This is a genomic window from Nautilia lithotrophica (assembly GCF_054656815.1).
Window position 1 is genome coordinate 1 of sequence record NZ_BAAHXN010000002.1, and the last position, 22,152, is coordinate 22,152.

The following is a 22,152-nucleotide window of genomic DNA, read 5'->3' on the forward strand; positions in this document are numbered from 1 at the left end:
TGATATTATTTTTATTTTTCGATTTAATAAATTTTGCTATCATAATAAATAAAATTTTAGGGGTGGGGGATGATGTTAGATGAATTTATAGAACTGTATTTCTCAGAAATAGAAAAAATTAATAATTATCATTTCAATTATTTAATTTCTAACAAATTTAGTTTTCCAAAAAACAATTATATTGAATTAAAAAAATTTATTGATACGGCTACACATTTTCTTTCTGAAATAGATGATTCTTTATTAAAAGGACTTACTGCTAAATTATATAATGATATAAATTCATTATATAAATATTATCAAAATTTCAGAAAAAAAACTGAATATGATGAATTTGTCTTTTCTAATGAATATTTACCAGAACATGATAAATATAAACAATTAAAAAATAAATTTGAAATTTTAAAGAGTGAAATCGAAAATTATAATAAAACAATATTAGAAGTTGAAAACAAATTAAAAAAATATAAACAACAACCAAAAGAACAAGAGGATTTAATTCGATATAAGAAATTAAAAAAACAACAAGTTGATTCAATCTATTATATATCTAAAATTAAAGAAGAATATACTGAAATTAAAAAAATTATGAATGAATTAGAAAATAGTGAAAGAAAAACATTTATCCCAAAGTTTAATAAATTTAAGGATTTGCATTTAAAAAAATTAGAAAAAATTATAAATGTAAAATTATTTTATTATGAAAAGCTTTTATGGGTAAATGCGTCAGAATCGTCAGAAATAAAAAAATTTTTTGAACAATCTAACATAGAAGGTGAGTTTAGCACAAAAACATTTATTAATTATTATTTAAAAAACATTGATGAAACGAAAAGTTCAAATGGTGAATGGTTGAAATATCTAAAAAAAATATTAAAGGTTATAGAATGAATTTATTTACTGAATATACAAATGAAGAAACAGAATTTTTATTATCTTTAACAAACAATAAATATACTGATGTTAAAAAAGAAGTTAAATTTTTAAATGGTATAGATGATTTTGTAATTGATAAAGAGATTAAAAAGATTGAAATAAAACTAATTAATAAAAAATCAGTTATAGATACATATGATATTATCTATTTAATAGAAGGTGAAATTGTTGCATTAAAAGAAAATAAAGTTTTAAAAAAAATAAAAAAAGATGAAATTTTTGGAATAAATAAATTCATAAAAAAAGAAAATATATATTTAGTGACGACTCAAGATTCAAAAATTTGTTTTATTGAGTTTAAAAGTAAGAAAAGTGTGTTTATAAAATTATTAAATGAAATTGTAGATAAATGTTGTTTAGAAAAAATTTTATAATTTTTATAAAAATAAAAAAAAACTCTTGACATATAAGATCAATTTGCATATAATTTCAGTCCACAAAGACAAGTTGGAGTTGCCGGCGTAGCTCAGCTGGCTAGAGCAGCTGATTTGTAATCAGCAGGTCGGGGGTTCGAGTCCCTTCGCCGGCTCCATCTATATCAGCGTTTGACCAGTTAAACTGGTGGGGTTCCCGAGTGGCCAAAGGGGACGGGCTGTAAACCCGTTGGCGTTTGCCTTCGAAGGTTCGAATCCTTCCCCCACCACCATTGAGCGGGCGTAGCTCAGTTGGCTAGAGCGTCAGCCTTCCAAGCTGAGGGTCGCGGGTTCGAGTCCCGTCGCCCGCTCCAGTCATGACAAACTGGGAGCTGAGCAAACTGCTAAAATTGTTGTCTGCTCGTATACTCCCAAAATTACTAATGTTTTTATAAAACATTGCTAGCAGTGTTTTTGCCCATATAGCTCAGTGGCAGAGCACTTCCTTGGTAAGGAAGAGGTCGCCGGTTCAATCCCGGCTATGGGCTCCAGCAAGGCCTTGTTGGAGTTCATAAATAATAGAGCTAATTTTAAAAATTTTAAATGGAGGAATAAAATGGCAAAAGAAAAATTCCAAAGAACCAAACCACACGTTAACATTGGAACAATTGGACACGTTGACCACGGTAAAACTACTTTAACAGCAGCAATTACAGGTGTGTTAGCGCAAAAAGGTTATGCTGAGATGAAAGATTATGATAACATCGATAACGCACCTGAAGAAAAAGAAAGAGGTATTACAATTAATACATCTCACGTTGAATATGAAACTGAAAACAGACACTATGCACACGTTGACTGTCCAGGACACGCAGACTACGTTAAAAACATGATTACTGGTGCTGCTCAGATGGACGGAGCTATCTTAGTTGTTGCAGCTACAGATGGTCCTATGCCACAAACTAGAGAGCACATCCTTCTATCAAGACAGGTTGGTGTTCCAGCAATCGTTGTATTCCTAAACAAAATGGATATGGTTGATGATGAAGAACTACTTGAATTAGTTGAAATGGAAGTTAGAGAACTTCTAAGCGAATATGAATTTGATGGTGACAATGCTCCAGTAATCGCTGGTTCAGCTCTTAAAGCTCTTGAAGAAGTAAAAGCTGGACAACTTGGTGAGTGGAGTGAAAAAATCCTTGAACTAATGAAAGCAGTGGATGAATACATTCCAACACCTGAAAGAGATACTGAAAAAGATTTCTTAATGCCAATCGAAGACGTATTCTCAATTTCTGGTAGGGGAACAGTTGTAACTGGTAGAATTGAAAGAGGAACTCTTCACCTAAACGACGATGTTGATATCGTTGGATTCAAACCGACTGTAACTACAAAAGTTACTGGTATCGAAATGTTTAGAAAAGAAATGGACGAAGCTCAAGCTGGTGACAACGTTGGGGTACTTCTAAGAGGTATCAAAAAAGACGAAGTTGAAAGAGGACAAGTTCTTGCAAAACCTGGAAGTATTACACCTCATACAAAATTTGAAGCTGAAGTTTACGCTTTAACAAAAGAAGAAGGTGGTAGACATAAACCATTCTTCAACGGATACAGACCACAATTCTACATCAGAACAACTGACGTAACTGGAAGCGTAATCCTTCCAGAAGGTGTAGAAATGGTTATGCCTGGTGATAACGTAAAATTAACTGTAGAATTAATCGCTCCAATCGCACTTGAAGAAGGAACAAGATTCGCTATCAGAGAAGGTGGTAGAACTGTAGGTGCTGGAGTTGTAACTAAAATTATCGAATAAGGGTTTTCCCTTATTTTTAAAGGAAAAAGATGAGAGAAATTATTCATCTAAAATGCCAAGAGTGTGGAAGATTTAATTACCACACGACTAAAGAAAAAAGAAAACATCCAGAAAAATTTGAAGTTAGAAAATATTGTAAATGGTGTAATAAACACACTGTTCACAAAGAATCTAAACTTTAATTTTGGGCTTTTGCCCTTTCATTTAGCTTTGTAATGCAAGGCTAAATGAGCGGGCGTAGCTCAGTTGGCTAGAGCGTCAGCCTTCCAAGCTGAGGGTCGCGAGTTCGAGTCTCGTCGCCCGCTCCACGTGCAGGGCAGTAGCTCCAATGGTAGAGCGGCGGTCTCCAAAACCGCTTGTTGGGGGTTCGAGTCCCTCCTGCCCTGCCATCAACCAATTTTTGGAAGAGGTAACATGGGAAAAATTAAGACTTTAATTGATTATGTTAAAGCAGCTAAAAATGAATTAGATAAAGTAATTTTTCCTACAGCTACTGAAATAAAACAATCGTTTATATCAGTAGTGGTAGTTGTGACTGTAGTTACTTTATTTTTAAGTTTAGTTGATTTAATAATGAGTGGAATTTTAAAAGCTGTATTATAAGGAAATATATGAATTGGTATGCGTTACAAGTTTATTCAGGTAGTGAACTTAGTGTAAAAAAAGCAATAGAAAACTTAAAAAAAGAACTTAATCTTCAAGATGTGATTGGAGAAATAATTGTTCCTACAGAAGAAGTTATTGAAGTTAAAAACGGAAAAAAGAAAATTTTTGAAAGAAGTATTTATCCAGGATATGTTTTCTTAGAAGCTGATTTAGATACTGAACTTTGGCATAAAATCCAATCTCTTCCAAAAGTTGGTAGATTCATTGGTGAATCTAAAAAACCAACTCCTCTTAAAAAAGAAGATATCGAGCTAATTCTCGAAAAAGCAAAAACTAAAACGGCACCTAAACCAAAAGTTTCTTTTGAAGAAGGTGAAATTGTTAGAATAAACGAAGGTCCATTTGCAAACTTCACAGGAGAAGTTGAAGATTTCGATTATGAAAAAGGAATGCTTAAACTAAATGTAACAATTTTTGGTAGAAGCACTCCTGTAGAGATTCATTACACAAAAGTAGAAAAAATAGTATAAAGGATAAGGGATGGCAAAAAAAGTAGTAGAAGTATTAAAACTTCAAATCCCAGCAGGTAAAGCAAATCCATCACCTCCAGTTGGTCCGGCATTAGGACAAAGAGGTATTAACATTATGGAATTTTGTAAAGCATTCAATGAAAAAACAAAAGATATGATGGGCTTTACAATTCCTGTTGAAATTACAGTTTTCAGTGATAGAAGTTTTACTTTCATCACTAAACAACCACCAGCAACTGACTTATTAAAAAAAGCTGCTGGAATTCAAAAAGGTAGTTCAAATCCACTTAAAGATAAAGTTGGAAAAATTACAAAAGCTCAATTAAAAGAAGTGGCAGAGAAAAAATTACCAGACTTAAACACTGACGACATCGAACAAGCAATGAAAATTCTTGCTGGTAGTGCAAGAAGTATGGGAATTGAAATAGTAGATTAATACCACTGGCGTGGAAGCAAAAAATTTGCGTAGGAGAGAAAATGGCAAAAAAACATTCAAAAAGATATCAAGAGCTTCTAAAGAAGATTGATAAAGACGTATATAGTTTAAAAGAAGCTGCTGAAAAAGTAAAAGAACTTAAATCAGCAAAATTTGACGAAACAGTTGAATTGGCACTTAAACTTGGTGTTGATCCAAGACATGCTGATCAAATGATTAGAGGTAGTGTAGTTCTTCCTCACGGAACAGGTAAAAATGTAAAAGTTGCAGTATTAGCAAAAGGTGCTAAAGCTGATGAAGCTAAAGAAGCTGGTGCTGATATAGTAGGTGAAGAAGAAGTTTTAGAAATGATTCAAAACGGAAACCTTGATTTTGACATTTTAATTGCAACACCTGATATGATGGGTAAACTTGGTAGATTTGGTAAAATTCTTGGACCAAAAGGACTTATGCCTAACCCTAAAACTGGAACAGTTACAATGGACGTTGCACAGGCAGTTAAAAACGCAAAAGCTGGTCAGGTAAACTTCAGAGTTGACAAAAAAGGTAATATGCACGTAGGTATCGGAAAAGCAAGCTTTGATGCTGAAAAAATTTATGAAAATGCTGTTGCATTTATCGAAAAAATAAATAAAATGAAACCTGCAAGTGCTAAAGGTAGATATATTCAAAACGCGGCTCTAAGTTTAACAATGAGCCCAAGTGTTAAACTTGACGTTAACGAATTAACAGAATACAAATAAAAAAGGCTTTGGCCTAAGTCTAAATGACTTAGAAAGCAGGTGGGATTGGCCCTTAATTTCCTGCCGAGTCTAAGTGAAAGGAGCTTTATGAAAAAAGAATTAAAAAAACAAATCGTTGAAGAGCTCTCAAAAGAATTTACCAATGAAGTGAGCGTATTTTACGCAGACTTCAAAGGTCAGACAGTAAAAGATTTAGAGGCTCTAAGAAAAGCTGTTAGAGAAGCTGAAGGTAAAGCAAGAATTATTAAAAATACTCTTGCAAGAATCGCTTTTGCTAACAATGGTATTGAAGCTGAGTTTGAAGAAAATAATATTTTTATCTGGGGTGAAGACCAAATCACTCTTGCAAAAATAATTACAAAACATGCAAGTGCTCATAAAGACACTTTTAAAATTAAAGGTGCAGTAATTGAAGGTGAAGTAAAAGATGCTGCTTATGTTGAAGAAGTAAGCAAACTTCCAACTAAAGATGAATTACTTGGTATGGTTGCATTTATGATGAAAGCTCCTGTTGCAAAATTTGCATGGGCTTTAAATAAATTAATCGAAAAAAAAGAATCTGAATAAAATAAATAAAATATAGGAGGAGTTACTATGGCTTGTACATTTGAACAAATTTTAGAAACTATTGAAAACTTAACAGTTAAAGAACTAAACGAATTAGTTAAATTATTCGAAGAAAAATTTGATGTTAGCGCACAACCTACTGTTGTTGCTGGTGCTGCTGGTGGTGCTGCTGGTGGTGCTGCTGAAGAAAAAAGTGAATTTGATGTAATTCTTAAAGATGCTGGTGCTAAAAAAATTAACGTAATTAAAGTTGTAAGACAAATTACTGGTGCTGGATTAAAAGAAGCTAAAGAAATCGTTGATGGAGCACCTTCTACAATTAAAGAAGCTGTAAGTAAAGAAGAAGCTGAAGAAATTAAAAAACAACTTGAAGAAGCGGGAGCAACTGTAGAAGTTAAATAATTTCTCCCCTTGCTTTTTTTTGTATATTTTGATATATATACAAATCTCTACTAAATATTCTGCGCAGGAGAGCCTATGTTAAACCAATTAAAATCAGCCAATAGATTAAGATTAGATTTTTCAAAAATCCCACAAATATTGGATATTCCGAATTTACTACATTTACAACAAAACTCTTTCCAAGATTTTATAAATCTAAAAGAGCCTGAAAAAAGTGGTATTCATAAAGTTTTTAAATCTATGTTTCCAATTACAGATGCCCAAAATAGAATTACACTTGAATATGCAGGTATTGAATTTAAAAAGCCTAAATATACAGTTAGAGAGTGTATGGAAAAAGGTCTTACATATTCTATTCCGATTAGAATTAAAATTAGACTTATAGTTCATGAAAGAGATGAAAAAACAGGTGAAAAAATAGGTATTAAAGACATTAAAGAACAAACTCTTTATATCAGAGATATTCCTTTAATGACGGAAAGAACAAGTTTTATTATAAATGGAGTAGAAAGAGTTATTGTTAATCAGCTTCACAGAAGTCCGGGTGTTATTTTCAAACAGGAAGAAGCACAAAATTCCAATAAATTATTATATTCTGCTCAAATTATTCCTGATAGAGGAAGCTGGGTATATTTTGAATATGATGTAAAAGATGTATTATACGTAAGAGTGAATAAAAGAAGAAAAGTTCCGGTAACAATACTTCTTAGAGCTATGGATTATTCTAAAGAAGACATTCTTAGAATGTTTTATCCTATTATTGATATTAAAATTCAAGATAATAAATTTTTAATGCCAACTTCTGCACTTGAAAGCGGCAAATTAGATTATGACCTTAAAGATCCTGATGGTAATATTATATTAGCTGCTGGTAAAAGACTTAGTGATAGAAAACTTAAAAAAATTCAAGAAGAGTTTGAATATGTTGAATATCCAGTTGAAGTTTTATTAGACAGACATTTAGCTGAACCGATTTATGATCCTTTAACAGGTGAAGTTTTATTTGATACATTAACTATTCTTAATGAAGTTAAACTTAAAAAAATACTTGAATCTCAAATAGAAGAGTTTAAAATAGTAAATGATTTGGCTGAAGGTGTTGATGATTCAATTCTTAGAGCTTTCCATCAAGATATAGAAACGCTAAAAATATTAAGACAAGTTGAAGGTATTGAAAACGAAAACGATTTGGCAAGAATCAGAATTTATAAAGTTATGAGACCGGGTGAGCCTGCTACACCTCAAACTGCAAAAGAATTATTTGATAAACTTTTCTTTGATCCTGAAAGATATGACCTAACAAAAGTTGGTCGTATGAAAATGAACCACAAACTTGGTTTAAATGTTCCTGATGACGTAACAGTTTTAACATATCAGGATATTATTAAAACTATTCAATATTTAATCGGTGTTAAAAACGGTGTAGGTCAAATTGATGATAGAGATCACCTTGGTAACAGAAGAATCAGAAGTATTGGAGAGTTATTAGCAAACAGACTTCAAGATGGTCTTGCTAAAATGCAAAAAACAATTAGAGATAAAATGACAACAGTTACAAATGTAAATGACCTACTTCCAATGGATTTAGTAAATACAAAACTTGTAACAACAACAATTCTTGATTTCTTTGCAACAGGTCAGTTATCACAATTTATGGACCAGACTAACCCATTAAGCGAAGTTGCTCATAAAAGAAGACTTAGTGCACTTGGTGAAGGTGGGGTTACTCGTGAGAGAGCTGGATTTGAAATCAGGGACGTTCACCCAAGTCACTACGGAAGAATTTGTCCTATTGAAACGCCTGAAGGTCAAAACATCGGTCTTGTAAATACACTCTCAACTTATGCTAAAGTTAATGAGTTCGGGTTTATTGAAGCTCCTTACAGAGTAGTTAAAGATGGACGCGTTACTGATGAAGTAGTATATTTAACAGCTACCCAGGAAGAAGAAAAAACAATTGCACCAGCTTCTGTGCAAATTGATGAAGAAACGGGTGAAATAATTGATGATTTAATTGAAGCAAGAAAAGATGGTGAAATTATTCTTGTTGATAAAAAAGAAGTTGATCTTTACGATCTTAACCCTAAAATGATTGTAGGGGTTGGTGCATCACTTATTCCTTTCCTTGAGCATGACGATGCTAACAGGGCGTTAATGGGATCAAACATGCAAAGACAAGGTGTTCCATTACTTAGAAGTGAAGCTCCTATTGTCGGGACTGGAATGGAGAAATATGTTGCACGTGATGCATGGCAGATCGTTAAAGCAAAACGTGGCGGAAAAGTTATTAAAGTTGATGCTAAAAATATTTACATCTTAGGTGAAGATGAAAATGGTGCGTATATTGATCATTATGGGCTTGAAAAATACCTTAGAACTAACCAAAACACATGCTTTGATCAAAGACCAATTGTAAAAGAAGGTGATATTGTTAAAGCCGGTGACGTAATTGCCGATGGACCGAATATGGATAACGGGGAAATAGCACTTGGTAAAAACGTAATGGTGGCGTTTATGCCATGGAACGGATATAACTTTGAGGATGCTATTGTTCTTAGTGAAAGAATTATAAAAGATGATGTTTATACGTCTGTTCATATTTATGAAGAAGTTTGTGAAGTAAGGGAACTTAAACACGGACTTGAGGAAATTACCGCGGATATCCCGGGTGTTAAACCTGAATATTTAACCCATCTTGATGAGAGCGGCATTGTAAAAATAGGAACTTACGTAAAACCTGGAATGATTTTGGTTGGTAAAATTTCACCAAAAGGTGATGTAAAACCAACACCTGAAGAAAGACTACTTAAATCAATCTTCGGTGATAAATCGGGGCATGTCGTAAATTCTTCACTTTACGCACCTGCAAGTATGGAAGGTGTGGTAATCGACGTTAAGGTTTACACTAAAAAAGGTTATGAGCTTGACGAAAGGGCAAAAGCAGCTTACGATGAAGAAAAGGCAAAAATTGAAGAAATTTATAAAAATCAATTAAGCATTATTGATAAAGAAGAAGTTTTAGCCTTAGCAAACCTTCTTTCAAGTAAACCTTTAATTAAGGACGTAGAACTTAATGGCAAAACATATAAAGCCGGGGAAAAACTTCCAAAAGACGAGCTTGTGAATATTAATAAATTCTTGCTTTTAAGTTTAGTGGAATATTTTGATGAAGCAACAGTTCAGGAATTTGAAAAAATTAAAGCAAAATATCAAAATGAAAAAGACAATATCAGAAAAGAATACGACGAAAAATTAGAAGTTCTTGAAAGAGATGATATCCTGCCAAACGGCGTTGCGAAAATGGTTAAAGTTTATATCGCTAACAAAAGAAAAATCAAAGTCGGTGATAAAATGGCAGGGCGACACGGAAACAAAGGTATAGTGAGTATTATTGTTCCTGAAGAAGATATGCCTTATATGGAAGACGGAAGAACTGTTGATATTGTTCTAAATCCATTAGGGGTTCCTTCAAGGATGAATATCGGACAGATTCTTGAGGTTCATTTAGGACTTGTAGGTAAAAATCTCGGAAGACAAATAGAAGAAATTTTAAAAGAAAAACAAAACGATATGATGGATAAACTTAGATCTAAAATGAAAGAAATCGTTGAAGTAGCACATTTTGGTGATCATTATAAAGATTTCTTGGATTCACTTACAAATGAAGAGCTTCTCAAGTATGCTCAGGATTGGGCAAAAGGTGTTAAATTTGCAACACCGGTATTTGAGGGGGTTACTGAAGAAGAGTTTAAAAAGCTGTTTGAACTTGCCGGAATTCCGGAAGACGGAAAAACTCAGCTTTATGACGGAAGAACAGGTGAGCCGATTAAAGAGAGAGTAAATGTAGGATATATGTATATGCTAAAACTTCATCACCTTGTTGATGATAAAGTTCACGCAAGAAGTATCGGACCATACAGCTTAATTACTCAGCAGCCTGTAGGTGGTAAAGCCCTGTTCGGTGGTCAGAGATTTGGGGAAATGGAAGTTTGGGCACTTGAAGCATATGGTGCGGCATACAACCTTAAAGAGATGCTTACAACCAAATCTGACGACGTAGAAGGAAGAAACAAGGCATATAGAGCACTTACAAGAGGTGAAAACGTTCCGATTGAAGGTCTTAGTGAAACATTCTTTGTATTATCTAAAGAGCTTAGAGCACTTGGACTTGATTTAGAGTTTTATAAAAAGGAAGAAGACAATGAAGAAATTTAAATACGTAAAACTTGACTGGGATGAAGAGAACAGACCAAAAGATATAGATGCTGTTCAAGTTAAAATAGCATCTCCTGAAGAGATTCTTTCTTGGTCTTTTGGTGAGGTTAAAAAGCCTGAAACAATCAACTATAGAACTCTAAAACCAGAAAGAGACGGGCTTTTCTGTGCGAAAATTTTCGGGCCTATCAATGATTATGAGTGTCTTTGCGGTAAATACAAAAAAATGCGCTACAAAGGTATTGTGTGTGAAAAATGTGGTGTTAAAGTGACTACGTCTAAAGTTAGACGTGAGAGATTCGGTCATATCGAACTTGTAACTCCCGTAGCGCATATATGGTATGTTTCGAACCTTCCAAGTAGAATCGGAACGCTTCTTGATATTAAAATGAAAGATCTTGAAAGAGTTCTTTATTATGAAGCGTATGTAGTTTATGAGCCGGGTGATGCACCAGTTAAAAAAGGTGATGTCCTAGTAGAAGACGAATACAGAAAATTAGTAGAGCTATACGGGGATACAGGTTTCCATGCTGAAATGGGAGCAGAAATTATTAAAAGAATGCTTGAAGAGCTTGATTTAGCTGAGATGTATCATACTCTAAAAGAAGAGCTTAAAAATACTAGAAGCGAAGCTAGAAAAAAAGATATCGTTAAAAAACTTAAAATTGTTGAAGGTTTCTTAAACTCTGATAACAGACCTGAGTGGATGATTATGTCTGTAATTCCTGTTCTTCCGCCAGATCTTAGACCTCTTGTGGCACTTGATGGGGGTAAATTTGCCGTAGCGGATGTAAATGATCTTTACAGAAGAGTTATTCACAGAAATCAAAGACTTAAAAGACTAATCGAACTTGATGCGCCTGAGATTATTATCAGGAATGAGAAAAGAATGCTTCAAGAAGCAGTTGACGCGCTGTTTGACAACGGAAGAAGAGGGAACACTATTAAAGGTGCTAACAAAAGACCTCTTAAATCACTAAGTGATGTAATTAAAGGCAAAACGGGAAGATTTAGACAAAACCTTCTTGGTAAAAGGGTTGACTACTCAGGAAGAAGTGTTATCGTAGTCGGACCAAATCTTAGAATGGATCAGTGCGGTCTTCCTAAAAAAATGGCGCTTGAACTATTCAAACCGCATCTAATCGGAAAGTTAGAAGAAAAAGGTTATGCTACTACAATTAAACAGGCAAAAAGACATATTGAAGAAAAAACACCTGAAGTTTGGGAATGTCTGCAAGAAGTAGTTGACCAATACCCAGTGCTTTTAAACAGGGCGCCAACTTTACATAAATTATCAATTCAAGCGTTCCATCCAGTCCTAATCGACGGAAATGCAATTCAACTGCATCCACTTGTTTGTGCTGCGTTCAACGCTGACTTTGACGGTGACCAGATGGCTGTTCACGTTCCTTTATCTCAGGAAGCTATTGCTGAAGCAAAAGTCCTGATGCTCAGTTCTATGAACATTCTATTACCGGCTTCTGGTAAAGCTATTGCGGTTCCTTCACAGGATATGGTTCTTGGAATTTATTATATATCACTTATGAAAGATGGTGTAAAAGGTGAACATAAACTATTTGCTTCACCTGAAGAAGTGCTTGCAGCATTTGACGAAGGCGCTGTGGATTTACACGCAAAAGTAAAAGTAAAAGTTAAAGGTGAAGTGGTTGATACAACTCCTGGTAGAATGATTTTACACTCAATCGCACCTGATTTCGTTCCTGTTGAGATGTATAATAAAATTATGAAGAAAAAAGATATCTCAAACCTTGTAGATTACGTATATAAATACGGCGGACTTAAAGTTACGGCTGAATTTTTGGATAATCTTAAAAACTTAGGCTTCAAATATGCGGCAAAAGTAGGGGTATCTATTTCTGCGGCGGATATCGTAGTTCCGGAAGAAAAACAGCAAATCGTAGAAGAAGCACTTAAAAAAGTTAAAGAAGTTCAAGATCAATACAAAAAAGGTCTTTTAACTGATCAGGAAAGATACAATAAAATTATTGATATCTGGACAAAAGCTAACAACGATATCGCAGATAAACTGATGGAGCTTATGAAAAAAGACAAAGACGGATTCAACTCTATTTATATGATGGCAGACTCAGGTGCGAGGGGTAGTGCGTCTCAGATTAAACAGCTTGCAGGTATGAGGGGTCTTATGGCAAAACCAAACGGTGAAATTATCGAAACACCGATTATCTCAAACTTTAAAGAGGGTCTAAACGTTCTTGAGTTCTTTATTTCAACTCACGGGGCGAGAAAAGGTCTTGCGGATACGGCTCTTAAAACGGCGAGTGCTGGATACTTAACAAGAAAACTTGTTGACGTTTCACAAAACTTCAGAGTTATTATGCAGGATTGTGGAACACATGAAGGTATCGAAGTTACTGATATTGCAGACGGTTCTACTCTTGTTGAGAGCTTAGAAGAGAGAATTTACGGAAGAGTTTTAGCGGATGACGTTTACGATCCGATTACTAACGAAGTGCTTTATACTGAAGGAACTTTAATTACTGAGGAAGAAGCAAAAGAAATTGTTAGAAAAGGTGTAAAATCCGTAAAAATTAGAAGTGCCCTTACATGTAAAGCGCCTAAAGGTATCTGTGCTAAATGTTATGGAATGAGTCTGGCAGAAAGAAGACTTGTAAAAGTTGGTGAAGCTGTAGGTATCTTAGCGGCTCAATCAATTGGTGAGCCTGGAACACAGCTTACACTTAGAACATTCCATACAGGTGGTATTGCAGGTTCAACTCAAGAAGAGAGACAAATCGTAGCGGAAAAATACGGATACATCAGATACTATAATATTGAGACATATGATAGAGAAGGTAAAAAAATCGTTGCAAATAGAAGAAATGCAGCAGTATTATTAGTTGAACCTAAACTTAAAGCTCCGTGTGACGGAATTGTAAGAATTGAAACTCAGCACGAAGAAGTGCTTGTTGAAATCGAATGTGACGACGGAAGCGTAAAAAGATATTCTTTAAGAAAAAATGATATCGTTAAGGGAACTGAACTTGCCGGAATTGCTGGTAAAACAGAAGGTAAACTTTATATTCCGTATAAAAACGCAAGAGTTAGCAAAGACGATGCTATAGTTGAGGTAATTAAAGAAGCATGGTATATTCCTCAAAGAATCCCTTATGGTGCTGAGCTTAAAGTTGCGGATAACGAGCCGGTTCCATTAAAAGTTGAAGCAAAAGCCAGTGGAATGGTTAAATACTATAAACTTACTGGGGATCATTTAGAGAGAATTTATGATATTAAAGCAGGAACTGAAATTGGATTTGACAATGAATATAAAGGTCTATTTGCCGTAATCGTTGATGAAAACGACAGAGAAGCTGACAGATACTATATAGTAAGAGGAAGTAAAATCCTTGTAGACGATAACGCTAAGATTAAAGCGGGTGATTTAATTGCCGAGCCTATTAAAGGTGAAAGCAAGGTAATTGCTGAATGGGATCCGTTTGCTAATCCAATCTTAGCTGAAGCTGACGGGGTAGTTAAATTTGAAGACGTAATTGATGGATTTACTGTTACGACTCAGGTGGATGAATTAACAGGTGAATCAAGAATTATCGTAAAAGAATATTTACCAAAAGGTTATCAGCCAAGAATCTTGCTTGCAAATAAAGAAAGAGTATTTGAATATGTGCTTGAGCCTAAAACGGTTATTCACGTGCAAGAAGGTGCTGAGGTTAAACAAGGGGATATCTTAGCCAAAACTCCAAAAGCGGTTGCAAGAAGTGCCGATATTACAGGGGGTCTTCCAAGGGTTAATGAGTTATTTGAAGCAAGAAGACCTAAATCGCCGGCAATTATCAGTGAAATTGATGGTTATGTAAAATTCGGAAAAACCGTTCGAGGAAAACAAAGACTAATCGTAGAAGGTGAAACAAGCGTAAAAGAATATCTTGTGCCGGCTGAAAGACAAATATTAGTGCATGAAGGTGACTTTGTTCACGCAGGTGAGAGACTAACTGATGGTATTATTTCAAGCTATGATATTTTAAATATCCTTGGGGAAAAAGCACTTCAGCAGTATATCGTTGCTGAAGTTCAAAAAGTTTATAGACTTCAAGGGGTTAACATTAACGATAAACACATCGAACTTATCGTTAACCAGATGTTAAGACAAGTAAAAATTCTTGATAGTGGTGATACAAAATTCATTGAAGGTGATATAGTAAGTAAAAAAATCTTTAATGAAGAAAATGAAAGAATTAAAAAATTCGGTGGCGAACCTGCAATTGCAGAGCCAATGCTTGTAGGTATAACAAGAGCGGCAATTCAAAGCGACAGCTTTATTAGTGCGGCTTCATTCCAGGAAACAACAAGAGTTCTTACAGAAGCAAGTATTCAAGGTAAATTTGATTATCTTGAAGACTTTAAAGAAAACATTGTTCTTGGTAGGGTGGTTCCTGTTGGAACAGGTATGTTCTATCATCACGACAGAGATCTTAAACTCGACCATCAATAATTTTCTTCCTCTTTTCCTTTATAAAAGTCAATAATCTACAAAATTTCTTTGAAAATTGCTTAAAATTTGATATTATTTCACACTAAAAAAGTTAGTAAAATCACAGAAAAGGAAAGCTATGCCTACTATAAACCAATTAGTTAGAAAAGGTAGAAAAAAGGTAATTAAAAAATCAAAATCACCTGCACTTGTAAGCTGTCCTCAAAGAAGAGGGGTTTGCACAAGAGTATATACTACTACTCCTAAAAAACCTAACTCAGCTTTGAGAAAAGTTGCAAAAGTTAGACTTACTTCAGGATACGAAGTAATTAGTTACATTCCTGGTGAAGGTCACAACCTACAAGAGCACAGCATCGTGCTAGTAAGAGGTGGTAGGGTAAAAGACTTACCAGGGGTTAAATATCACATCGTAAGAGGTGCTCTTGACACTGCTGGTGTTAAAGGAAGAGTGCATTCAAGAAGTAAATACGGAACTAAAAAAGCTGACGCAGGTAAGAAATAAGTAGATAAGCGTATAAGCGCTTAAGTTGTGAAGTAAGAGGTAAAGATATATAAGTTATAGTTGGTTTTGGTTATAGTAGGAGCAACATTATAAGTGAAAAGTGTAAAATGTAAAGTGAAAAGTTATTGATTTTTAATTTTTCACTTTTAACTTTTAACTTGAAATTGCTCCTCACTGCCAAAAGGTAGAGTAAGTCCTGTGAAATGCAGGGTAAAAAACTGAAGAGAAGGAGATATTATGAGAAGAAGAAGAGCCCCAAAAAGACCGGTAATGCCGGATCCGGTATATAACAGCGAAGTAGTTACAAAATTTATTAATAAAGTTATGTGGGATGGTAAAAAAACTTTAGCAGAAAGAATTGTTTACGGAGCTATTGAAAAATTAGATACTAAAGAAGAAGGAACTAAAGGGATCGATATATTTTTTAAAGCGATTGAAAACGTAAAACCACTTCTTGAAGTTAGAAGTAGAAGAGTAGGTGGTGCTACTTACCAAGTTCCTATGGAAGTTAGACCTGAAAGACAACAGACTTTATCAATCAGATGGATTGTTGATGCAGCAAGAAACAGAAATGAAAGAACTATGGTAGAAAGACTTGCAAACGAGCTTTGGGATGCTGCAAATGAGAGAGGAGCGGCATTTAAGAAAAGAGAAGATACTCATAGAATGGCTGAAGCTAACAAAGCGTTCGCTCATTACAGATGGTAAAAACAAATTAAAAATGAAAAGTGAAAAGTTAAAAATGATTTTTCTTTTCTTCTTTTCCCCTTTCAAAATTTACACACAATCACAAATAAGGAGATAATATGCCAAGAAAAACCCCTTTACATATGGTTAGAAACATTGGTATCGCCGCGCATATCGACGCAGGTAAAACGACTACGACTGAGAGAATCCTTTACTATACGGGTGTTTCTCATAAAATAGGTGAGGTGCATGAGGGTGCAGCTACAATGGACTGGATGGAACAGGAAAAAGAAAGAGGTATTACAATTACTTCAGCTGCTACTACATGTTTCTGGAAAAATCACCAAATTAACATTATCGATACACCGGGGCACGTTGACTTTACTATCGAAGTTGAAAGAAGTATGAGAGTTCTTGACGGTGCCGTTGCAGTATTCTGTGCGGTTGGTGGTGTTCAGCCTCAGTCTGAAACTGTTTGGAGACAGGCTAACAAATACAGAGTTCCAAGAATCGCGTTTGTTAACAAAATGGACAGAATCGGTGCAGATTTTTATAATGTTGAAAAACAAATCAGAGAAAGATTAAAAGCTAATCCGGTTCCAATTCAAATACCAATCGGTGCTGAAGATAACTTTAAAGGTGTAGTTGATTTAGTTAAAATGAAAGCGCTTGTATGGGATGACGAAGCTGCACTTGGAAGTAAATACAGAGAAGAAGACATTCCTGCAGAACTTCAAGAAAAAGCTGAAGAATATAGAGAAAAAATGATCGAATCAGTTGTTGAAACTGATGAAGCATTAATGGAAAAATATTTTGCAGGTGAAGAATTAACTGAAGAAGAAATCAAATCTGCAATTAAAAAAGCTACAATTAATATCGAAATCGTTCCAATGTTATGCGGAACAGCATTCAAAAATAAAGGTGTTCAGCCGTTACTTGACGCGGTAATCGATTATCTTCCGGCTCCTGATGAAGTTGACTGGATTAAAGGAATTGATCCTAAAACTGGTGAAGAAATCAGCGTAAATCCTGGTGATGATGAGCCGTTTGCAGGTCTTGCATTCAAAATTATGACTGACCCGTTTGTCGGTAAATTAACATTTACAAGATTCTATTCAGGAACTATTACTGCTGGTAGTTATGTTCTAAATGCAACTAAAAACAAAAAAGAAAGAGTTGGTAGACTTCTTAGAATGCATTCAAACAAAAGAGAAGAAGTTAACGAATTCTACAGCGGGGAAATCGGAGCAATCGTTGGTCTTAAAAACACACTTACAGGGGATACTCTTTGTGATGAAAAAAGACCTATTATTCTTGAAAGAATGGAATTCCCAGATCCGGTTATCAGCGTAGCTGTTGAGCCTAAAACTAAAGCTGACCAGGAAAAAATGGCAATCGCTCTTCAAAAACTTGCAGAAGAGGATCCAAGCTTCAGAGTTACAACTGATGAAGAAAGTGGACAAACAATCATTTCTGGTATGGGTGAATTACACCTTGAAATTATCGTAGACAGACTTAAAAGAGAATTTAAAGTTGAATGTAACACTGGTAAACCTCAGGTTGCATACAGAGAAACATTTAAAAACCAAGTTGAACAAGAATACAAATACGCAAAACAATCAGGTGGTAGAGGTCAGTATGGTCACGTATTCATCAGACTAATCCCACAAGAGCCTGGAAAAGGTTATGAATTTGTTGATTTAATCAAAGGTGGTGTAATTCCTAGAGAATATATTCCAGCAGTTGACAAAGGTATCCAAGAAGCTGCTCAGGGAGGAGTTCTTGCAGGGTTCCCGGTAGTGGACTTTAAAGTAGAACTATACGACGGAAGTTACCATGAAGTTGACTCAAGTGAAATGGCGTTTAAACTTGCAGGTTCTATGGCGTTTAAAGAAGGTGTTAAAAAAGCTAACCCTGTTATCTTAGAGCCTATTATGAAAGTTGAAATCGAAGTTCCTGAAGAATATATGGGTGACGTTATCGGTGATATCAACAGAAGAAGAGGTCAGGTTAACTCTATGGAAGATGTTCACGGAATCAAAAAAATTAACGCATTCGTTCCGTTAAGCGAAATGTTTGGTTACTCAACTGACCTTAGAAGTATGACTCAAGGTAGGGGAACATACTCAATGGTATTTGATCACTATGAAGAAGTGCCTCACAATATTGCTGAAGAAATCATTAAAGAAAGACAAGGTTAATCCCTTGTTTTTTCTTTTTGTTTGCCATATAGGTGTCTGGCACTATAGTGTAAAAGTAAAGAACATTTTTAATATAACATAAAGAATAACTATATTAAGAAAATATTTTTGTAAAATAGAAAACGATAAAGAAAAGTTTCCGAAAAATCATATTTAATAACCTTTATAACTTAATAATTTTATCAACTTAATAATCGGTAACTAATACATAATATACTGATATACGAAAATTGTTAAAGCACAAATATAATGTGTAAATTATTTTGAAATAATATTAATAATTATTCTCTTTTATTGATTTTGATTTAAATAAAAAAGTGTTATAATGCGTTATATGTTTTTATATATAACGAAAGGATTTTAAATGTATTATACATATGAAGATATTGACAGGCTTATAAATGAAGATATGCCAATGTTTGATTTGACTCAGGAACTGCTTGAAATAAAAGACGGCGGTAAGATTATGTTTTTTACAAGAAAAGAGTGTGTGGTAACTGCAAACAAGTTAATAGAACAAATCGCAAAGAAATTAAATTTAAAAATAGTATTTAAAGAAAAAGACGGAAATTATATTAAAGCCGGAAGTAAATTGTTTGAAGCTCACGGGGAAAATGTGTTGATTTTGTGGAAAGTGGCTCAAAACATATATGAATATGCATTAAGTGTTTCTACTTATGTATATGAGATGACGAAAAAAGCCAGAAAATATAATCCTGATATTGAAATATTGACAACAAGAAAGGTAATTCCTTTTACTAAAAAAATTGCTCTTCAGGCTGTAATAGACGGGGGAGGGCTTCCTCACAGGATTACTACGACGGAGACTATTTTGGTATTTGAAAATTATATAAATCTTTACGGGGGATGGGAGAAATTTTACAGGGATTTTGAGAAACTCAAACATAAATCCATTGAAAAAAAATGGGTGGTTGAGGCTAAAAATTTAGAGCATGCGAAAAAACTTATAGAAATAGGCATTGATGTGCTCCAGCTTGATAAAATTGACGTTGAAACGACCGAAAAAATTGTAAAAGAAGCTCATTCTCAAAATATTAAAGTAATTAGTGCAGGCGGTATTAATATTGATAATGTTGAAGACTATGCAAAAGCAGGGGTTGATAGTATAGTGACAACCGCCCCTTATTTTGCAAAGGGGGCGGATGTAAAAGTTGTTATAGAACCTTTTTAAGTTCTTTAACCCAACCTTCCATTACTTCGTTTGCTATAAGGGCAGGTGCTTCAAGAAAAGCAATTTCAAATTTGTCTTTATATTCCGTCACGCTTATACTTCTAGGTCTTGCAGCAGGAATTTTTCCGTTAGGAAGTTTGTTTCCAAAGCAGAAAAGCACAAGTTTGCAGTCATTGATTTCCGGATTGATTTCACCTTCGGGAAGTGATTTTGTATGTGCGTAATGATCAAATTCACCTATATAAGTGCAAACAGGGTGAGCGTTAATTTTTTCTTTAAAAAATTCTATTATTTCACCTGCTGTTTTGTAATGAGTTTCATTTTTGTCTACATCTAGAACGAATACCGGATATTTTTCCTGTAATATCATTTGTTGCATGTAAGCTCCTTTTTTTGAAGCGAAGTTTAGCAAAAATAAGGATATTTTATGTCTGTTATAAGAAAAAATTATAAAATAGTAAGAGAAAGTTAGTAATGATAGCTAAAATCACGTTTTGCTTCTTACTATTAGTCATACTATGAGGTTTACTTTAAATATTTAAGTAAGAGGCATTAAGAAATGATATAATTACAATAAAAAGGTTAAATATGGGATATATGCTTATAATAGACAATGAAAATAAGAATATTGAAATACATTCGGATTTGTGTGATGTGGTTTTTGAAAAGAAAGAAGATTTAAATTTAAACACTAAACTGGAATTTATCCCTTACAATTTTTATTCGGAAATAGAAGAGTATCTTGAAACTGTGAATGATTTTGAAATAATAAAGTGTGAAATCTGTAAACCTGAAGAGAACAGAGAAGAGTTAGATGAAGATTATGACGATTTTTATGAAGAATTTGACGATGATGAAGAAGTTGACAACACAAGATGTGATATATTTTAGGTATAATTTCAAAAAAAAGGAGAATAAATGTTTAAAGAATGTTGCCCAGAATTAATCCCTGTAATGGAAAAAGTTGCGGCTGAAAATCCACATATTGCAAAACTTATCGAAAGACATGCAGAACTCAATAAAATCATTGATGAGGTAGAAGCCGGAAGAGAACACATGGAAGAGCTTGAACTTGAAAAGCTTAAAAAGGAAAAACTTCATATTAAAGACGAAGTTTACGCTGCAGTGATTCAATATAAAAAAGAAAAGGGTCTATAACCTTTTCTTAGCAATTTTTTTCTATTATTTTTACCTGCTTTTTCATATACTTCCAATAAAAAGGTGTTGTTATGTTTACCTTAAAAGAGATATTATTACCTCAAATAAAACCGGCTCTCGGATGCACTGAACCGGCCGCAATCGCTTTAAATGCATCATATTTAAGATATTATGTAAATAGTGATAAAATAAGCCCAATTAAACTTACAATAAATACCAATCTTTTAAAAAACGCAATGTATGTGCCGATCCCAAATACCGGAAGAAAATTCGGCGTTAAACTTGCTTTTTTACTCGGGTTTTTGTGTGGAGATAAAGAAAAAGGTTTGAATATATTTGAAAATGTAAATGAAAAGTGTTTAAAAGAAGCTGAAAAATTATTTGATTATATTGATGTAAATATAGTTGAGGGAAATGAAATATATATAAAAAGCGAAACTTGCGGATATGAAGTAATTACTCAAAAATATCATGATTATATCTCTTATATTAAAACACCAAAAAAGGAATTTAAATTTACATACAATACTGAAAAAATTGATCTTAACGATATTGAAAACTGGCTAATGCAACAAAACTTTGACACTCTTTATGATTTGATTGAGGGTGAAAGAGATTTTGTGTTTGTAAAAGAAGCGGTGGATATGAATTTGAAACTGGCTGAAATCGGCCTTAATAACGACTGCGCTTTAAACATAGGAAAAACATTTGATGGTGATGATACGTTATCAAAGATATTGTCAATTACGGCAAGTGCATCGGATGCCAGAATGGAAGGGGTAAATTTTCCCGCTATGAGCCTGGTTGGAAGCGGTAATCACGGAATAAGTGCAATACTGCCTGTGTGGATTTACGGAATAGAAAAAAACTTTAATGAAAAAGAAGTTTTAAAAGCAGTTGCTTTAAGTATGTTAATTACTTTATATATTAAAATATTTATCGGCAGATTAAGTCCTATATGTGGTGCGGCTTTTGCCAGTGGATGTGGTGTTGCGGGAGCAATTGCATATCTTAAGAGCGGTAAAAGGGGCATTTCAAAAAATGCGGTTTCTTTTGTTATACAAAATATTAACGGCGTAATATGTGACGGGGCTAAAATGGCTTGTTCGTTAAAAGTGTTTATAGGGGCTAAAACAGGGTATGAATCTGCAGTATTTGCATTGCAAGGCAAGCAAGTTTACGCTGATGGTATTTTGGAAAATGATATAACAGAAAGTATCAGAAATTTAAAAATCATTGCCAAATCAATGAAGGGTGTTGACGGAAGCATTGTTGAGATAATGAAAAATAAGGTTATTTGATTCTCCATTGACTATAAA

20 protein-coding genes and 6 tRNA genes are annotated in these 22,152 nt (G+C 34.0%); 25 read left to right on the forward strand and 1 reads right to left on the reverse strand.

Annotation, left to right across the window (positions count from 1 at the left end; all coding sequences use genetic code 11):
• Positions 1-69 precede the first annotated feature (69 nt).
• The 22 genes from ACYQ19_RS04480 to modD all read left to right on the forward strand — a co-directional run bounded on the left by ACYQ19_RS04480 (position 70) and on the right by modD (position 19,675).
• Entirely contained in the window at positions 70-891 is an 822-nt protein-coding gene (locus ACYQ19_RS04480) for a hypothetical protein (RefSeq protein WP_459978241.1), read from the forward strand.
• Positions 888-1,310, forward strand: a complete 423-nt coding sequence (locus tag ACYQ19_RS04485) for a hypothetical protein (protein ID WP_459978242.1) — start codon at positions 888-890, stop codon at positions 1,308-1,310. Before ACYQ19_RS04480 ends, ACYQ19_RS04485 begins: the two co-directional genes overlap by 4 nt.
• An 81-nt stretch (positions 1,311-1,391) precedes the next feature.
• Positions 1,392-1,468 (forward strand) — tRNA-Thr (locus ACYQ19_RS04490).
• Positions 1,469-1,496: 28 nt separating this feature from the next.
• Positions 1,497-1,582 (forward strand) — tRNA-Tyr (locus ACYQ19_RS04495).
• Positions 1,583-1,586: 4 nt separating this feature from the next.
• Positions 1,587-1,663 (forward strand) — tRNA-Gly (locus ACYQ19_RS04500).
• A 102-nt stretch (positions 1,664-1,765) separates the two neighbouring features.
• Positions 1,766-1,840: transfer RNA gene (locus ACYQ19_RS04505), tRNA-Thr, on the forward strand.
• A gap of 65 nt (positions 1,841-1,905) precedes the next feature.
• Positions 1,906-3,105: an elongation factor Tu gene (gene tuf / locus ACYQ19_RS04510; protein ID WP_459978243.1), complete on the forward strand. Its 1,200-nt coding sequence runs from the start codon at positions 1,906-1,908 to the stop codon at positions 3,103-3,105.
• 29 nt (positions 3,106-3,134) lie between these two features.
• The gene (gene rpmG, locus ACYQ19_RS04515) at positions 3,135-3,287 is read left to right on the forward strand and encodes a 50S ribosomal protein L33 (protein ID WP_459978244.1); all 153 of its coding nucleotides are present in this window, start codon (positions 3,135-3,137) and stop codon (positions 3,285-3,287) included.
• A gap of 49 nt (positions 3,288-3,336) precedes the next feature.
• Positions 3,337-3,413 (forward strand) — tRNA-Gly (locus tag ACYQ19_RS04520).
• 5 nt (positions 3,414-3,418) lie between these two features.
• A tRNA-Trp gene (locus tag ACYQ19_RS04525) sits at positions 3,419-3,494 on the forward strand.
• A 25-nt stretch (positions 3,495-3,519) separates the two neighbouring features.
• Positions 3,520-3,708 carry a preprotein translocase subunit SecE gene (gene secE, locus ACYQ19_RS04530; RefSeq protein ID WP_459978245.1) on the forward strand — a complete coding sequence of 63 codons (189 nt, stop codon included), beginning with the start codon at positions 3,520-3,522 and terminating at the stop codon, positions 3,706-3,708.
• Positions 3,709-3,716: 8 nt separating this feature from the next.
• Entirely contained in the window at positions 3,717-4,241 is a 525-nt protein-coding gene (gene nusG / locus ACYQ19_RS04535; RefSeq protein ID WP_459978246.1) for a transcription termination/antitermination protein NusG, read from the forward strand.
• 10 nt (positions 4,242-4,251) lie between these two features.
• Positions 4,252-4,677 (forward strand): 50S ribosomal protein L11, encoded by a 426-nt coding sequence (rplK, locus tag ACYQ19_RS04540; protein WP_015901971.1) that lies wholly within the window; start codon positions 4,252-4,254, stop codon positions 4,675-4,677.
• A 41-nt stretch (positions 4,678-4,718) separates the two neighbouring features.
• Positions 4,719-5,420 carry a 50S ribosomal protein L1 gene (rplA, locus tag ACYQ19_RS04545; RefSeq protein ID WP_459978247.1) on the forward strand — a complete coding sequence of 234 codons (702 nt, stop codon included), beginning with the start codon at positions 4,719-4,721 and terminating at the stop codon, positions 5,418-5,420.
• A gap of 87 nt (positions 5,421-5,507) precedes the next feature.
• Complete coding sequence (gene rplJ / locus ACYQ19_RS04550) at positions 5,508-5,987, forward strand: 50S ribosomal protein L10 (protein WP_459978248.1); 480 nt, start codon at positions 5,508-5,510, stop codon at positions 5,985-5,987.
• 27 nt (positions 5,988-6,014) lie between these two features.
• Positions 6,015-6,389, forward strand: coding sequence for a 50S ribosomal protein L7/L12 (gene rplL / locus ACYQ19_RS04555; protein WP_459978249.1), 375 nt, complete (start codon positions 6,015-6,017; stop codon positions 6,387-6,389).
• A 75-nt stretch (positions 6,390-6,464) separates the two neighbouring features.
• On the forward strand, positions 6,465-10,604 hold the full coding sequence (gene rpoB, locus ACYQ19_RS04560) for a DNA-directed RNA polymerase subunit beta (RefSeq protein ID WP_459978250.1): 4,140 nt from the start codon (positions 6,465-6,467) through the stop codon (positions 10,602-10,604).
• Positions 10,591-15,093, forward strand: a complete 4,503-nt coding sequence (rpoC, locus tag ACYQ19_RS04565) for a DNA-directed RNA polymerase subunit beta' (RefSeq protein WP_459978251.1) — start codon at positions 10,591-10,593, stop codon at positions 15,091-15,093. Before rpoB ends, rpoC begins: the two co-directional genes overlap by 14 nt.
• Before the next feature lie 118 nt (positions 15,094-15,211).
• On the forward strand, positions 15,212-15,595 hold the full coding sequence (gene rpsL, locus ACYQ19_RS04570) for a 30S ribosomal protein S12 (protein ID WP_123352888.1): 384 nt from the start codon (positions 15,212-15,214) through the stop codon (positions 15,593-15,595).
• Between the two features lie 237 nt (positions 15,596-15,832).
• Positions 15,833-16,303 (forward strand): 30S ribosomal protein S7, encoded by a 471-nt coding sequence (rpsG, locus tag ACYQ19_RS04575; protein WP_459978252.1) that lies wholly within the window; start codon positions 15,833-15,835, stop codon positions 16,301-16,303.
• Between the two features lie 98 nt (positions 16,304-16,401).
• Complete coding sequence (gene fusA, locus ACYQ19_RS04580; protein WP_459978253.1) at positions 16,402-18,483, forward strand: elongation factor G; 2,082 nt, start codon at positions 16,402-16,404, stop codon at positions 18,481-18,483.
• Between the two features lie 364 nt (positions 18,484-18,847).
• Complete coding sequence (gene modD, locus ACYQ19_RS04585) at positions 18,848-19,675, forward strand: ModD protein (RefSeq protein ID WP_459978254.1); 828 nt, start codon at positions 18,848-18,850, stop codon at positions 19,673-19,675.
• On the opposite strand, the gene ACYQ19_RS04590 is transcribed toward modD, so the two are convergent.
• The gene (locus tag ACYQ19_RS04590; protein ID WP_459978255.1) at positions 19,659-20,054 is read right to left on the reverse strand and encodes a DUF6858 family protein; all 396 of its coding nucleotides are present in this window, start codon (positions 20,052-20,054) and stop codon (positions 19,659-19,661) included. The genes modD and ACYQ19_RS04590 overlap by 17 nt on opposite strands.
• Before the next feature lie 209 nt (positions 20,055-20,263).
• Here ACYQ19_RS04590 and ACYQ19_RS04595 point away from each other — a divergent pair, with 209 nt between their 5' ends.
• From ACYQ19_RS04595 to ACYQ19_RS04605, 3 genes are all read left to right on the forward strand, one after another.
• A complete protein-coding gene (locus ACYQ19_RS04595) occupies positions 20,264-20,566 on the forward strand; it encodes a hypothetical protein (RefSeq protein ID WP_459978256.1) in 303 nt (100 codons plus the stop codon).
• A gap of 27 nt (positions 20,567-20,593) precedes the next feature.
• A complete protein-coding gene (locus tag ACYQ19_RS04600) occupies positions 20,594-20,833 on the forward strand; it encodes an HP1242/YdcH family protein (protein ID WP_459978257.1) in 240 nt (79 codons plus the stop codon).
• 71 nt (positions 20,834-20,904) lie between these two features.
• Positions 20,905-22,134, forward strand: coding sequence for an L-cysteine desulfidase family protein (locus ACYQ19_RS04605; RefSeq protein WP_459978258.1), 1,230 nt, complete (start codon positions 20,905-20,907; stop codon positions 22,132-22,134).
• Positions 22,135-22,152: the final 18 nt, after the last annotated feature.

What these genes read in the sequence shown, in the direction of transcription:
- ACYQ19_RS04480 (WP_459978241.1), top strand. Translation starts at nt 70, where the DNA reads ATGATGTTAGATGAATTTATAGAACTGTATTTCTCAGAAATAGAAAAA.
- ACYQ19_RS04485 (WP_459978242.1), top strand. Translation starts at nt 888, where the DNA reads ATGAATTTATTTACTGAATATACAAATGAAGAAACAGAATTTTTATTA.
- tuf (WP_459978243.1), top strand. Translation starts at nt 1,906, where the DNA reads ATGGCAAAAGAAAAATTCCAAAGAACCAAACCACACGTTAACATTGGA.
- rpmG (WP_459978244.1), top strand. Translation starts at nt 3,135, where the DNA reads ATGAGAGAAATTATTCATCTAAAATGCCAAGAGTGTGGAAGATTTAAT.
- secE (WP_459978245.1), top strand. Translation starts at nt 3,520, where the DNA reads ATGGGAAAAATTAAGACTTTAATTGATTATGTTAAAGCAGCTAAAAAT.
- nusG (WP_459978246.1), top strand. Translation starts at nt 3,717, where the DNA reads ATGAATTGGTATGCGTTACAAGTTTATTCAGGTAGTGAACTTAGTGTA.
- rplK (WP_015901971.1), top strand. Translation starts at nt 4,252, where the DNA reads ATGGCAAAAAAAGTAGTAGAAGTATTAAAACTTCAAATCCCAGCAGGT.
- rplA (WP_459978247.1), top strand. Translation starts at nt 4,719, where the DNA reads ATGGCAAAAAAACATTCAAAAAGATATCAAGAGCTTCTAAAGAAGATT.
- rplJ (WP_459978248.1), top strand. Translation starts at nt 5,508, where the DNA reads ATGAAAAAAGAATTAAAAAAACAAATCGTTGAAGAGCTCTCAAAAGAA.
- rplL (WP_459978249.1), top strand. Translation starts at nt 6,015, where the DNA reads ATGGCTTGTACATTTGAACAAATTTTAGAAACTATTGAAAACTTAACA.
- rpoB (WP_459978250.1), top strand. Translation starts at nt 6,465, where the DNA reads ATGTTAAACCAATTAAAATCAGCCAATAGATTAAGATTAGATTTTTCA.
- rpoC (WP_459978251.1), top strand. Translation starts at nt 10,591, where the DNA reads ATGAAGAAATTTAAATACGTAAAACTTGACTGGGATGAAGAGAACAGA.
- rpsL (WP_123352888.1), top strand. Translation starts at nt 15,212, where the DNA reads ATGCCTACTATAAACCAATTAGTTAGAAAAGGTAGAAAAAAGGTAATT.
- rpsG (WP_459978252.1), top strand. Translation starts at nt 15,833, where the DNA reads ATGAGAAGAAGAAGAGCCCCAAAAAGACCGGTAATGCCGGATCCGGTA.
- fusA (WP_459978253.1), top strand. Translation starts at nt 16,402, where the DNA reads ATGCCAAGAAAAACCCCTTTACATATGGTTAGAAACATTGGTATCGCC.
- modD (WP_459978254.1), top strand. Translation starts at nt 18,848, where the DNA reads ATGTATTATACATATGAAGATATTGACAGGCTTATAAATGAAGATATG.
- ACYQ19_RS04590 (WP_459978255.1), bottom strand. Translation starts at nt 20,054, where the DNA reads ATGCAACAAATGATATTACAGGAAAAATATCCGGTATTCGTTCTAGAT.
- ACYQ19_RS04595 (WP_459978256.1), top strand. Translation starts at nt 20,264, where the DNA reads ATGGGATATATGCTTATAATAGACAATGAAAATAAGAATATTGAAATA.
- ACYQ19_RS04600 (WP_459978257.1), top strand. Translation starts at nt 20,594, where the DNA reads ATGTTTAAAGAATGTTGCCCAGAATTAATCCCTGTAATGGAAAAAGTT.
- ACYQ19_RS04605 (WP_459978258.1), top strand. Translation starts at nt 20,905, where the DNA reads ATGTTTACCTTAAAAGAGATATTATTACCTCAAATAAAACCGGCTCTC.